This is a genomic window from Tepiditoga spiralis (assembly GCF_014701195.1).
Classification (GTDB): Bacteria; Thermotogota; Thermotogae; order Petrotogales; family Petrotogaceae; genus Tepiditoga; species Tepiditoga spiralis.
In genome coordinates, this window is the sequence record NZ_AP018712.1 from 631256 (window position 1) to 645132 (window position 13877).

Below are 13877 nucleotides of genomic sequence, written 5' to 3' on the forward strand. Positions count from 1 at the left end.
TTACTGTAAAAGGTTGGTTTTACCAATTTTGCCTTATTTAATTCATACTATTCAGGAACATTTTTTTCATTTTCTAATAACTACATTTTTTTAAGATTTTTGTCGTTGTTTTCCAATATTTATATGCTACCAGATATATCTAATACACACTAATCTTTACAGACTCAAATATTTTATAAATAATAATCATTTTTATTAATACTTACCTTCTAAGAAGAGGCATTTACACAAAATTTTACAGGCTACCGATTAAACGTGATTTTATTCAGTATTTTATTTTTGAAGACTATTTTTCAATTGTAATTTGGAGTATTATTGGGTTGCAAAATACACACAATATCAACTTTAGAAATTTGAGTGTTTTTTACTTTGATTTTTAACTCTTTTTCATCATTACTTTCATGCTTTTTATGGATAATATTTTTAAAAGTTATGTGTTTTTAAAAAAAAATAATCCCAGCATCCGCTGGGATTATATCTTTTCTATTTTGTATTCGTCTATGTTTCTTTTTTCTGAGTTTATGTTTATTCCTATTATGTACACTTCTTTCCCTTTGTACTTTTCATAGTACTTCATTTCTTTTATTTGATTTAAGGCTTTTTCTGCACTCTTATCTATCTTTATTTCCATTATGTATATGTCGTCTTCTTCTATTACTATATCGCTTCTTCCTAAGTTCGTTAATTCTTCTGCTGTTACGTTTAGTCCTGCTGATGCTAGTATTGTGTATATCAATGAATGATAGTAACTTTCTTCTTTTTTGTGCAAGTTGTATGGTATTGCACTTATTATTCTTTTTATTTCTTTTATTATTCCTTCTATGTCTTTTTCTTTTATTGCTTTCCATATCGTTTTGTTTATTTCTTTTATTTTTCCTCTTTCAAGTTCATAATTTGCTTCTAATATCATCTTTGAAAAGCTGTTCTTTACTTCTATGTTTGGATAGTCTAATAGATATTCATATTCCATTCCATATTTTTCTTTTCCTTTAAAGGTTAAGTATCCTGCTTGTGTAAAGAATATGCTTGCATTTGCTTCTTCTATTTCTCGGGTTGAAAAATCGAGTTTGCTCACCGGATACTTCACTAAGTCTTCGTATCTTATCTTCTTCCCTTTTATGTATTCATACAAGAATGATGGTGATCCACTTTCAAACCAATAGTTTTCAAATTCTCTTTTTTTAAAAAATTGTAGTATTGAAAATGGATTGTATACAGAATTCTCTCCATCAAATGAAAATCCATTGTAGTACATCTTTAAGTTTTTTAATAATTCTTTCTCTTCCATATTCATTTCAATTGCTGTTTCTTTTATGTGCTCTTTAAAGTTACTTTCTAACTCTTCTTGTGTATATCCCAACATCTGCGCATATGCTTTATCCAATGATATATCGTTTAAGTTGTTCAATGCAGAAAATACTCCTGTTTTTGTGAACTTTGTTATTCCTGTCATGAATACAAACTTTATGTATTCATCTTTTGATTTTATGCTCACATAAAAGTCTCTCAATATTTCTCTATACTTTTCTGCTTTTTCTTTGTTGTTTATATTGTCTAATATTGGTTTTTCATATTCATCTACTAATATTACTACTCTTTCTTTTTGGGATAGTTTTATTATTAGTTCATTGAATGCAAACTTATAGTCTGTTTCTGTTATTTCTATTCCATTCCTATTTCCTTCTAATTTTATTATCTTTGTTAGACTTTCTTTCATTCTTTCCACATTATCTGTTGCTACATCTAAAAGGTTTATCCTTATTACTGGATACTCTTTGAACTCCCATTTGTCGTATATGTATGTTCCTTTAAATAAGTCTTTTTCTCCTTTAAATAGATAGTACAGTGTTGATATCGTTAAACTCTTTCCAAATCTTCTTGGTCGAGATAAAAAAATAGGTGCTTCTGAACTTATTAAATCTAATATATACTTTGTTTTATCTATATATGTATAATTTCCTTCTTTTATTTTTTTATAGTCTTGTACTCCTATTGGTAGTTTTTTCATCTTTATCACCTCTAATTTTTATTATATCATAGTTTCTATTAATTATTAATGGTTTACTACTATGGTATAATAGATAAAAAGATAAAATTGGAGGAAAAAATATGGGCGACTTATATTTAATAGATGGAACAGGTATAGCATATAGAGCATTTTTTGCACTTGATACATGGTTAAAAAATTCAAAAGGGTTAACAACTAATGCAATACTTGGAACATCAAGAATGATGCTAAAACTTTTAAATGATTTTATTAGAAAAGATGAGGATTCTATTTTATTTGTAATGGATAAAAAGACAAAAACTTATAGAAATGAACTCTTAGAATCTTACAAAGCCAATAGACCAAAAGCTCCTGATGAATTTATAGAACAAATCCCATATATTTTAAATATGGTTGAATATATGGGGATAAATGTTACTTCTGCTGATGGTTATGAAGCTGATGATATTATTGCAACAGCAGCTGTTAAATATAAAGATTTATATGACAATATTTATATAGTAACTTCTGATAAAGATATGATGCAATTAATAAAAGAAAATATCTTTATCTTAAGACCAGAAAAAGGAATAACAGATATTGTCATGTATGAAGAAAATAGAGTTAAAGAAAAAATGGGAGTTCCACCAAAAAAAATAATAGATCTTTTATCCTTAATGGGAGATTCTGCTGATAATATACCTGGAGTTAAAGGAATAGGTATAAAAACAGCACAAAAGTTATTGAATGTTTATAATGATATAGAAGATATTTATGAACATATAGAAGAGTTAAAGGGTGCTATTAAGACTAAATTAATAGCTGGAAAAGATATGGCTTATTTGAGTAAAAGATTGGTTAGACTTCAATACGATGCTCCTTTAAACTATGAAAAAAAAGATTTAATTTATACAGGCTTTACCGATAAATTTCAGGATTATTTAAAAGAACTTGAATTTAAAAGAATAATCAAAGAACTTGGATTTGAAAATGAAGAAAAAATTGAGTCTCAAGAAAATGATTATTCAAAAAAGGTTGAATATGAACTTTTTGCTTCTGAAAATGTAAAAGACCTATATAAAAAAATAGAAAAATCTTCTAAAATATCTTTTGATTTAGAAACAACTTCTTTAATACCAAACAAAGCAAAAGTTTTAGGAGTTGCTCTTTCACCTGAACCATTTGTTGGATATTATTTAGACCTTTCAAATGAAACTGAAGAAAAGAAAAAAGAAATTCTAACTGAACTATCAAATTTAATAATAAAAAAAGATATAATAGGGCAAAATATAAAGTATGATATTTCTGTTTTAAAAAACTATGATATAAATATTGAAAATATCTATTTTGATACCATGATTGGGGCATTTTTAATAAGCCCAGATAGTAGAAGATTCAATATGGATGATCTTGCTGAAAAGTATTTAAACTATAAAACTACAAAGTACAAAGAAGTTATGAGTGGAACTTTATTTTCAAAAACATTAAAGGACGTAAATATAGAATCAGTAAAAGACTATGCTAGTGAAGATGCAGATATTACTCACAGACTTTATAAGGTAATATACCCTAAAGTTAATGCTTCAAAATTAGATAGAATTTTGAATGAAGTTGAATTACCATTAATACCTGTTCTTGCTGAAATGGAAACAAATGGAGTATACTTTGACACAAAGTATTTGAAGCAACTTGAAGGAGAATTTTCTAAAAAAGTAAATCAGTTGATGATTGATATGGAAAATCTTGCTGGTTATCCTTTCAATCCAAACTCTCCTAAACAAGTTGGAGAACTTTTATATAAAAAAATTGGATTGAAAGGAAAAAAGAAAACTAAAACTGGATCTTATTCGACCGATGCAGAATCACTTGAATATTTAAAAGGTCAACATCCAATAATAGAAAAAATATTAGAAAATAGAAAGTATCAAAAATTATTATCAACTTATGTAATTGCAATTCCAAAGATGGTCAATGAAAAAACTGGAAGAGTACACACATCTTTTAATCAAACTGGTACTTCTACTGGTAGACTTTCAAGTAGCGATCCAAACCTACAAAACTTACCAATAAGAGAAGAAGAAGGCGGAAGAATAAGAAAAGCTGTAAAACCTCAAAGTGAAGATGGAATACTTTTGAGTGCAGATTATTCTCAAATAGAACTCAGAGTTTTAGCTCATATTTCAAAAGACGAAACACTAATAAATGCTTACAAACATGGAAAAGATATTCATACAATAACTGCTTCAAAAATCTTTGGAATTTCAGAAGAAGAAGTAGATTCACATGCAAGAAGAGTTGGAAAAACTGTTAACTTTTCTATTGTTTATGGTGTTTCTGGATATGGCCTTGCTCAAAGGGTTGGAATAGGGGTTGCTCAAGCTCAAACATTTATAAACAAATATTTTGAATTATATAAAGGTGTTGGAAGTTATCAAAAGAGTATTCTTGAATTTGCTAAAAATAATGGTTATGTTGAAACATTAATGGGAAGAAAAAGATTTATAAAAAATATTAGAGCAAATAAAAATGAAATAGAAAGAATGGCTATAAATTCACCAATACAAGGTACAGCAGCAGATATAATGAAACTTGCAATGATAAAACTGTATAAAAATTTACCAAGTTATGCAAAAATGATACTACAAGTACATGATGAAATTGTAATTGAACTACCTAAAAGTAAACTTGAAGAAGTAAAACCAATACTAAAAGATTGTATGGAAAATGCCTTTAAACTTGATGTACCGCTTGAAATTGATATGAAATATGGAGATTATTGGATGAAGTAGGTGATTTTATGAATTATATAGATATAATAATTAGAATAATAACAGCATCTTTTGCTGGTAGTGCAATTGGTTACAATAGAGAAAAAATAAATAGACCTGCTGGAATCAGAACACACGCTCTTCTAGCTCTAGGATCAGCAATCTTAACTATACTTTCTATGGATATTTTTTATGACCCTTTAACTAAAGCTGGTGATCCTGGAAGAATAGCTGCACAAGTAGTTTCAGGTATAGGATTTCTTGGAGCCGGTACTATATTAAAAAATGGAAATAAGGTAAAAGGACTGACCACAGCTGCAACTTTATGGGTATCAGCTTCAATTGGTATTACCTTTGGTAGTGGTTCTTATTTTATTGGCAGTGTAGCCTTAATTATAACTTTAATAGTTCTTTCTTTTAATAAAATTTCAAAACATTTGACTGACGAAGTTACAATTGAAATTGTTTTAAAAGAAAACAAATCTCATAAAAAAATTTTAGAAAAAATATCAGAAACAAATTTTAATTTAGTAAATGCCGATCTCTCTCAAAAAGATGAAGGACGTTTATACTTTACTTTTAAAAACATTGATGAAAAAAATATCTCTGATATACAAAAAAAACTTTTACTTTTAGATTCAATTGAAAGTTTAGGTATATTGGATAATAATTAAAAAGGTGAGATATTAATCTCACCTTTTTAATTATTTAACATTTTTAATAACAATAGCAGTTCCCATACCTCCACCAATACACAATGATGCCAATCCTATATTTAAATTTCTCTTTTTCATTTCATGTATCAATGTTACTGTTATTCTGTTTCCTGATGCTCCTATTGGATGCCCTATTGCTATTGCTCCTCCATTTACATTTGTTCTTTCAGTAAACCATTCTTTTGTTAAGTTATACTTTTCTGTAAGTGCCTTTATATTTGCCAATGATTGTGCTGCAAAGGCTTCATTTAATTCTAATAATTCCATATCTTTTAATTCATATTCTGTATATTTTTCAAAGAGATTACTTATTGCTGCAACTGGTCCCATTCCCATGTATGCTGGATCTACTCCTCCTTGATCGTATGCCACTATTTCTGCTATTGGTTTTAAGTTATATTTTTTTACTGCTTCTTCTGATGCTAATAGCATTGCACTTGCCCCATCATTTATTCCTGATGAGTTCCCTGCTGTTACTGTTCCATCTTTTTTGAATGCTGGTCTCAATTTTGCTAGTTTTTCTACTGTTGTTCCAAATCTTGGATATTCATCTGTATCTACTGTTACTGTTCCTTTTCTTGTTTTTATTTCTACTGGTATTATTTCATCTTTAAACTTCCCTGCTTTTATTGCTTCTTCTGCTCTATTTTGACTCATTGCTGATAGTTCATCCATTTCTTCTCTTGTTATTCCATACTTTTCTACTAAGTTTTCTGCTGTTACTCCCATATGATAGTCGTTGAATACATCCCAAAGTCCTTCTCGTATCATATGATCCGTTACTTTCATATCTCCAAACTTACTTCCAAATCTTGATTTTGAAGGTAAGTTGTATGGTGCATTTGACATGCTTTCCATTCCTGCCGCTACTACCAAGTCTGCTCCTAATTTTATTTCATTTGCTGCAAGCATTATTGCCTTCATTCCACTTCCACATATCATGTTTATTGTGTATGCTGGCACTTCTACTGGTATACCTGCTTTTATCGATGCTTGTCTTGCTGGTCCCATCCCTTGTCCTGCTTGTAATACATTTCCTACTACTACTTGATTTATATTTTTTGGATCAACATCTTTTATCACTTCTTTTATTGCTATTGCTCCTAACTCCGATGCTGTTAAGTCTTTTAATGCTCCTCCAAAACTTCCTACTGCTGTTCTTTTTGCTTCTACTATATATATTTTTCTCATTGTTTTTTCCTCCTTTGAATATTTTCTTTTTATTCAAGTGAAATCAATCTCAATATCACAAACTATCCAAAATACTTCCGAGAAAATCCCGGAAGTTTATTATATTACAAGTCCTCCATCTACACCAAGAATTTGACCATTTACATACGACGATTCATCGCTTGCAAGGAAAAGCGCAGCATTTGCTATATCTTCAACTTCTCCCATCCTTTTAAGAGGTACTTTTTCAGCTATTGAATTTAATATTTTTTCAGGCATAGCTTCTGTCATAGGTGTTTTTATAAAACCTGGAGCAATTGCATTTGACCTTACTTGAGCACCTTTTCTTGAAAATTCCTTTGCCCATGTCTTTGTCATTGATATTACTCCACCTTTTGTTGCTGCATAGTTCGTTTGCCCTATATTTCCAAATACACCAACTATTGATGAAGTAGATATTATACTGCCTTTTCCTTTTTTTATCATTATAGGAGCTATGAATTGAGTCATGTTGAATACACCTTTTAAATTAACATTTATAACTGCATCCCATGCTTCTTCACTCATTCTTTGAATTAATGCATCTTTTGTTATTCCTGCATTGTTTACTAAAACATCTATTTTTTCAAATTCTTCTACAACTTTATCTACAAATTCTTTTATTGCATCTCTATCCGTAACATCTAATTTTACACTTCTTATATTTTCTACCTTATTTAATTCTTCATTTATATTCATATCACAAGCAAAAACCATTTTTGCACCTTCTTGCGCAAACTTTCTTACTATACCTTCACCAATTCCTCTTGCTCCACCTGTTACGACACAAATTTTATCTTCCATTCTCATTTTTCATTTCCCCCTTCTATTCTTCTAACCATTTCTTGTGCAACATAAGATGCAACATCATCAGCATAAGAATTTGGTCCAAATCCAGCATCATATCCAAGTTCTTTTACCAATTCATGAGAAATTCTTGGTCCACCTGCAATTAATATTACCTTATCTCTTATTCCTTCTGCTTCTAAAATTTCTACAAGTTCAGTTAAATTTTTTATATGTATATCTTTTTGTGTTACTGTTTGAGAAACTAATAATACATCTGCATTCATTTCTATTGCCTTTGCTACAAAGTCTTCATTTAAAACTTGACTTCCCATATTTAATGTTTCGAACATTTTATATCTTTCAAGTCCATAATGACCCGCAAAACCCTTCATATTCATTATTGCATCTATTCCAACAGTATGTGCATCTGTTCCTGTACTTGCACCTATTATAACTATTTTTCTTCCTATATGTTCTTTTATATATTCGTCTGTTTCTTTCATACTCCAAGTTGTAGATTCTACTTTTGGTACATGAATTGTTGTATAGTCTACTGTATGAGTACAGCTTCCATAACATACAAAGTATGTAAAACCTTTAGTCAATTCTTTAGAATACACAACTTGTGGATTTTCAAACCCCATTTTTTTCATTAATTGCTTTGCTGCTTCTGATGCTTCATCTCCATAGGGTACTGGAAGCGTAAAACTCAATTGTGTCTTACCATCATTCATTGTATCTCCATATGGTTTTATAGCTTTTAAATTCAATGTTTTATCAAAGTCTTTACTACTCATAGAATATAATCCACCGCTCATGGTCTTTCACCTTCTAACATCTTTTTTATAAATGGATTAAAATAATTGTTACCTTTTTCCACAACTCCATTTAAACCTTTTCCACCATCAATAGGTCTTTTTATAGCTGCAAAGGTCCCTTTTTCAAGTGATTTAAATAGACCATCTTCTACCATTTTTTCAAGCAATTCTGTAGCATCATTTAAAACCTTTTGTGCTCTTTGTTGAATTATTCCATCTTTTTTAAATTCAACTTCACTTCCTAAATCTTTCATATTATTGAATATATACTTTGCATTTTCAATAGATAAATATCTATCAGACATAAATGGTGTATGTAAAGCTTCTGTCAACATACCAAGAAGTTGTATTCCTTGTCCAGTCCATATTGATACTTCATTGAATAGTGCATCTTGTACATGACCTCTAAATATATTTCCTGTCATGAACTTTGTTGGTGGCATATATTTCAATGGAGCCTTTGGAAAGATTTCTCTCAACATTTGTGCTTGAGCTAATTCATATAAAAATCCATTTGTTAATTCTGGATTCATTTCAAATGCATGTCCCAATCCCATTTGTTCTTCAGGTATTCCTGCCATCAATGCAAGTTGTTCATTTATAAAATCTGATGCAAGAACTGTATGAGCTTCTTCAACAGCATCTGCTGTTGTTAAGTAATTATCTTCTCCCGTGTTTATTATTACTCCTGCAAATCCATTTATTACTCTTGAAAAAAACTGATCAACAAGAGTTCTCTTCATGTTTATATCTCTAAACAATATTCCATAAAGAGCATCATTGAGCATTACATCAAGTCTTTCAAATGCACCCATAGCTGCTATTTCTGGCATACACAATCCAGAACAATAATTACAAAGTCTTATGTATCTACCAACTTCTTCTCCAACTTCGTCGAGTGCTTCTCTCATTATTTTAAAATTTGCTTGTGTTGCCATTGTTCCTCCAAAACCTTCTGTTGTTGGTCCATATGGAACATAATCTAAAAGACTTTGTCCTGTTGTTCTTATAACTGCAACTATATCTGCTCCTTGCCTTGCTGCAGCTTGTGCTTGAACAACATCTTCATATATATTTCCTGTAGCAACTATTACGTATAAATAAGGTTTTGACCCTTCACCTATTGTACTCAAATATTCATTTCTTTTTTCTCTGTTTTTTCTAAGTTTTTCAACAGTTGCATTTATATTTGGTTCTATTGTTTCTTTTATCTTTTCAATTGGATTCATCTTCAATTTTGTTATATCTAATTCTTCATTTGCTATTTTTTCTGCTATTTCTTGTGGAGTTAATCCCATTTCTATCATAGCGTTTCCCATAAAAAATAACACACCTTCAGATAAAACTCCATTTTCTTTTAATTGATCCACAACAACGTTTGGTAATGGTACATCTTCATTGTTAACACCATCTATTTCTAATAATCTACATATTGTCCTTTCTACTGCTACTGTAGTATGCTTTTCTACAAAGTTTTGAACATCAAGTGCTATTTCTTTTGAAAGTTTTCTTGCGTATTCTATTTTATTAAGGTCGAGTCCGAGTTTACTCTTCATCTAAACCCTCCTTTTTTAGTATTTTTTCTGCAATATCTATCAATTCATTATCTATATTCAATAGTTTTGCTATTGTTAAAGCTTCTTCTGGAATTTTATCTTCTTCATCTTCTATTAATGCATAGTCTATGTATTCATCTATTCTTTTATGATCTATTGATTCATTTAATTTTTCTTTTATTAATCCTTTAACTCTCAACTTTCTTACATTTTCATTTTTAGTAACATTGTAATGAGTTGCTATGTAAGTAAGCGAATCATTGCTATTTAAGTATCTTATTACTGCTTTAACTATTGCTTTTCCTTCATGAGGATTTGTACTTCTTGCTAGTTCATCTAATAATATTAAGCATGATTTTTCTTTTTTTGAATACGTTAAAGCTTCATTCAATTGAATCATTTCTGATGCATACGAAGATAATCCAGATAAAGAAGATTGATAATCTCCAGTTTGTAAAAATACTTTTTTTACTGGTCTTATCTTTGCACTTTCTGCTGGAATAAAAAATCCCATTTGAAACATATACTGACAAAGTGCTAATGTTTTTAAAATAACTGTTTTTCCAGACATATTTGCACCAGTAATTATATTTACTCCTGTTTTTACATTTACATTTATTTTTTGATATCTTTTCCCTTTTTTCTCTAAAATATCTTTTATTTCTGGATTAAAAAAACTTTTATATTCTGTTTCTTCTGATATCTCTGGTTCACAAAGATCTAATTTTTCTATTTGTTTTGCTTTTGCAATTAAAAGATCTAAATAAGCTATTTTATTTATACAACTTTCTAAGTTTTTAGAATATTTTATTAGCTGTTTTGTTAGCTTTTCTCTAATTTCATCTTCGAGCTCAACTTCTATTTCGTAAAGTTTTTCTTTTTCTTCCTCTGAAGCCTTACTTTTCTTTTTTCTAAGATTTTTTAATTCTTCTGAATATTCATCACAAATATAAAATGATGGTATCTTATAACCTTCAGGATCAAGAATTTCAACGACTTCATTTAAAGAATCCAAAGATATGATACTTATTTCATTTTTTATTAGTTCTCTTAATTCTTCTGAAATTATTGAAAAAGTTTTTATTTCAAATAATTCTACATCATCTAATATATATTCATTCTTTAATCTCTTTATAGTTGTTGTTATATCTCTAACTTTCATTAAAGAATGACAAATTTCAGATACTTTTTTTTTATTTTTCATGTAAAATTCAAAAACTTCTTTAGTTGCGTTTATTTCTTTTTTTATTTCTTTTTCATCAGTCAAAAACTCTAATTTTTTTAATTTTTTATAACCTATTGGAGTTATCAACTCTAATGTATTAAATATGTACTCTAAACCTATTATCTTTTTATTTTTCATACTGTTTCTTCCCTTACATTTATTACTGGAACAGTAGTCAATTCTTGTATGTTATTTTTTAATTCTAATGAATTTAAAGTGTATCCATTTGGTGATGTTGGATTTACTGTAACAGCAATTAACTTGGTTTTTTTTAATACCTTTAAGGTTCCACCACGTTTTTTAAATATAGATAAAACTTCTGGAGTTACAAAAATTTTTGTAAAGTCTTTTACTACAACTGTTATTTTTTTTATATTTTTTTGTTTTGATAAATATTTTAAGAACTTGTCTGTAATTGAGCCCGTTGTATATATTGTATTTCCATAAGAAAAAAAATCTTCTTCTAATTTTTCAAAGTTCAATATTGATTTTATTGAAAGTTTTTTTATTTCTTTACTTTCATTTATCATATACACACCATTCTTTAAGCTTTTAAGATGAGTCATACCGAACTCTTCAATATTTATTAAGTTTATCGTGTGCTTAGTTTTTTTTACAAGTTCTTTCATATTTATTGTTAGAGCAGCTCCAGTGGCAAGAACCATTCCTTCAGTTATAGCAGGTGAAGATGGACTCAATCTCGATATTGCACCATCAACCAGTGTTAAGGTTGTTCCAAAACCATTTATCTTATCTATTGTCTGTTTTATCCACACAGTATCTTGTGGACCTGCCAACAATACCTTTCCTTCTTCAAGAGCTCGTGCAATCACAACTCTTCCTATTGATGTCGTTTTAGCACTCACATCTAAGATTTCTGAAGTAAATTTTTTGGCTTTATAAAATTTTTCAGCAGTTGCAAATATCATATTTTTGTATATTTTTATTTCTGGTTTTGGTGTTTGAGTCACTTGATCTGTACTTTCACCGTCTATTCCAATAGAAGTCATTCCTATATTTTCATTTTTTAATCTCTTTATTATATAGTTCAAAGTTTCCGTTTTTCCAGTATTTTTTTGAAGTCCTACAACCGATAAACTTTTTAATTTTTTTATTTCTTCTATAAAAGGCAAAGTTTATTCTCCTTTAAAAAGAACTAATGCTTCTCCATCAACTGCAAGTTTTCCTTTTTCATTGAAAACTTTTGTAGATAATAGAATTCTTGATTTTTCATCATATTTTTCTTTTACTTCAACAGATATTTTTATTTTTTCACCTATATATACAGGTTTTAAAAATTTAGTATCTTGCTTTAAGTATATAGTTCCTGGTCCAGGAAATTCCATTCCAAGAACAGCTGATATTTGTCCAACAACTAATATACCATGAGCAATTCTTGCTTTAAATATACTGTTTTTAGCAAACTCTTCGTCAAGATGAACTGGGTTTTTATCCCCAGTTATCTCGGCAAAGGTTTCTACCATATTTGATGTTATTGTCTTTTCTATTTCATATATATCATTTAATTTTATATCTTCATACTTCATAATTACACCTTCTCATGATGAGATCTTTTATGTCTTTCAAGATTTGCTGGTTCCAAACTTATATGTTCGTGATTGTGGAATAATCCAGCAACACCATGAATTTGATATTTTTTTCTATATTCTGAATCATCTACATCTGTTGTTGTATCTTCTGGTTCATGATAAGTCGTTATAACTCCTTCGTAGTTTCTTAAAATAACTGTTTTATCTGTTTGAGATATTAAGTATTGTGGCATAACTCTCGTCTTTCCTCCACCACCTGGGGCATCAACAACAAAACTTGGAATACAAAAACCTGAAGTATGTCCCATGAGTGCTTCTATTATTCCAATTCCTTTACTTACAGATGTTCTAAAGTGTTCTATACCTTGTGAAAGATCACATTGATAAATGTAGTATGGTCTTACTCTAATTTCAACAAGTCTGTGAACAAGTTCCATCATTATAAATTCACTATCATTTATACCTCTCAAAAGAACGCTTTGGTTACCTAAAGGTATTCCTGCATCTGCTAATTTTCTACAAGCTTCTGTTGATTCTGGAGTTATTTCTTTTGGATGATTAAAGTGTGTATTTAACCACAATGGATGATATTTTTTCAACATATCAACTAGTTCATCAGTTATAACTTGTGGGAATACAACAGGAGTTCTTGTACCTATTCTTATAACTTCAACGTGATCTATCTTTCTTAATTCTTTTAATATGTATTCAAGCATAGGTATTCCTACCATCAATGCATCTCCACCAGAGAGCAATACATCTCTTACTTGTGGTGTTCTTCTTATATAATCAATTGCTTGATTTATTTCTTCCATCTTCTTTGATGCATCTGTTTGACCAGCAAATCTTCTTCTTGTACAATGTCTACAGTACATAGAACACATATCTGTTATTAAAAACAATACTCTATCTGGATATCTGTGAGTAATACAAGGAGCTGGTGAATCTTCATCTTCATGAAGTGGATCGAGCATATCCCATTCTCCTTTTATTATTTCTTTTGCACTTGGAACAGCTTGTCTTCTTATAGGACACTTTGGATTATCTGGATCCATTAAAGAAGCATAATAAGGAGTTATTGCCATTCTCAATGTTTTAAGTGCATTGTGTACACCTTTTTCTTCTTCTTCAGTTAAGTTTATTACTTGTTTCAATTGTTCTACTGTTGTTATTCTATTTTGAATTTGCCATTTCCAATCATTCCATTGTTCATCAGTTACATCTTTCCATAAAGGTATTTCTTTATATGATCTCATATT

General features: G+C 29.3%; 11 protein-coding genes. 2 read left to right on the top strand and 9 right to left on the bottom strand.

Annotated features, from left to right (window positions below):
* Positions 1-472 precede the first annotated feature (472 nt).
* Positions 473-2008, bottom strand: a complete 1536-nt coding sequence (locus tag IGS63_RS02800) for an ATP-binding protein (RefSeq protein WP_190615513.1) — start codon at positions 2006-2008, stop codon at positions 473-475.
* 101 nt (positions 2009-2109) lie between these two features.
* On the opposite strand from IGS63_RS02800, the gene polA reads away from it, so the two are divergent.
* Both polA and IGS63_RS02810 read left to right on the top strand, forming a co-directional pair.
* A complete protein-coding gene (gene polA / locus IGS63_RS02805) occupies positions 2110-4776 on the top strand; it encodes a DNA polymerase I (RefSeq protein ID WP_190615514.1) in 2667 nt (888 codons plus the stop codon).
* A gap of 8 nt (positions 4777-4784) precedes the next feature.
* Positions 4785-5429: an MgtC/SapB family protein gene (locus tag IGS63_RS02810; protein WP_190615515.1), complete on the top strand. Its 645-nt coding sequence runs from the start codon at positions 4785-4787 to the stop codon at positions 5427-5429.
* 30 nt (positions 5430-5459) lie between these two features.
* On the opposite strand, the gene IGS63_RS02815 is transcribed toward IGS63_RS02810, so the two are convergent.
* The 8 genes from IGS63_RS02815 to kamA form a co-directional block, all read right to left on the bottom strand.
* Positions 5460-6662 (bottom strand): acetyl-CoA C-acetyltransferase, encoded by a 1203-nt coding sequence (locus IGS63_RS02815; RefSeq protein WP_190615516.1) that lies wholly within the window; start codon positions 6660-6662, stop codon positions 5460-5462.
* A 99-nt stretch (positions 6663-6761) separates the two neighbouring features.
* Positions 6762-7490: a beta-ketoacyl-ACP reductase gene (locus IGS63_RS02820; RefSeq protein WP_190615517.1), complete on the bottom strand. Its 729-nt coding sequence runs from the start codon at positions 7488-7490 to the stop codon at positions 6762-6764.
* Positions 7487-8287 carry a lysine 5,6-aminomutase subunit beta gene (kamE, locus tag IGS63_RS02825; protein WP_190615518.1) on the bottom strand — a complete coding sequence of 267 codons (801 nt, stop codon included), beginning with the start codon at positions 8285-8287 and terminating at the stop codon, positions 7487-7489. The genes IGS63_RS02820 and kamE overlap by 4 nt, the downstream gene beginning before the upstream one ends.
* Positions 8284-9843 (bottom strand): lysine 5,6-aminomutase subunit alpha, encoded by a 1560-nt coding sequence (gene kamD / locus IGS63_RS02830; RefSeq protein ID WP_190615519.1) that lies wholly within the window; start codon positions 9841-9843, stop codon positions 8284-8286. The genes kamE and kamD overlap by 4 nt, the downstream gene beginning before the upstream one ends.
* A complete protein-coding gene (gene kamC / locus IGS63_RS02835) occupies positions 9833-11206 on the bottom strand; it encodes a lysine 5,6-aminomutase reactivase ATPase KamC (RefSeq protein WP_232521280.1) in 1374 nt (457 codons plus the stop codon). Before kamC ends, kamD begins: the two co-directional genes overlap by 11 nt.
* A complete protein-coding gene (kamB, locus tag IGS63_RS02840) occupies positions 11203-12201 on the bottom strand; it encodes a lysine 5,6-aminomutase reactivase subunit KamB (RefSeq protein ID WP_190615520.1) in 999 nt (332 codons plus the stop codon). The genes kamC and kamB overlap by 4 nt, the downstream gene beginning before the upstream one ends.
* Positions 12202-12204: 3 nt before the next feature.
* Positions 12205-12615, bottom strand: a complete 411-nt coding sequence (locus IGS63_RS02845; protein WP_190615521.1) for a MaoC family dehydratase — start codon at positions 12613-12615, stop codon at positions 12205-12207.
* A 2-nt stretch (positions 12616-12617) separates the two neighbouring features.
* The gene (kamA, locus tag IGS63_RS02850; RefSeq protein WP_190615522.1) at positions 12618-13874 is read right to left on the bottom strand and encodes a lysine 2,3-aminomutase; all 1257 of its coding nucleotides are present in this window, start codon (positions 13872-13874) and stop codon (positions 12618-12620) included.
* Between the last annotated feature and the right edge of the window lie 3 nt (positions 13875-13877).

What these genes read in the sequence shown, in the direction of transcription:
- kamD (WP_190615519.1), bottom strand. Translation starts at nt 9,843, where the DNA reads ATGAAGAGTAAACTCGGACTCGACCTTAATAAAATAGAATACGCAAGA.
- IGS63_RS02810 (WP_190615515.1), top strand. Translation starts at nt 4,785, where the DNA reads ATGAATTATATAGATATAATAATTAGAATAATAACAGCATCTTTTGCT.
- IGS63_RS02845 (WP_190615521.1), bottom strand. Translation starts at nt 12,615, where the DNA reads ATGAAGTATGAAGATATAAAATTAAATGATATATATGAAATAGAAAAG.
- IGS63_RS02800 (WP_190615513.1), bottom strand. Translation starts at nt 2,008, where the DNA reads ATGAAAAAACTACCAATAGGAGTACAAGACTATAAAAAAATAAAAGAA.
- IGS63_RS02815 (WP_190615516.1), bottom strand. Translation starts at nt 6,662, where the DNA reads ATGAGAAAAATATATATAGTAGAAGCAAAAAGAACAGCAGTAGGAAGT.
- kamE (WP_190615518.1), bottom strand. Translation starts at nt 8,287, where the DNA reads ATGAGCGGTGGATTATATTCTATGAGTAGTAAAGACTTTGATAAAACA.
- kamC (WP_232521280.1), bottom strand. Translation starts at nt 11,206, where the DNA reads ATGAAAAATAAAAAGATAATAGGTTTAGAGTACATATTTAATACATTA.
- IGS63_RS02820 (WP_190615517.1), bottom strand. Translation starts at nt 7,490, where the DNA reads ATGAGAATGGAAGATAAAATTTGTGTCGTAACAGGTGGAGCAAGAGGA.
- kamA (WP_190615522.1), bottom strand. Translation starts at nt 13,874, where the DNA reads ATGAGATCATATAAAGAAATACCTTTATGGAAAGATGTAACTGATGAA.
- polA (WP_190615514.1), top strand. Translation starts at nt 2,110, where the DNA reads ATGGGCGACTTATATTTAATAGATGGAACAGGTATAGCATATAGAGCA.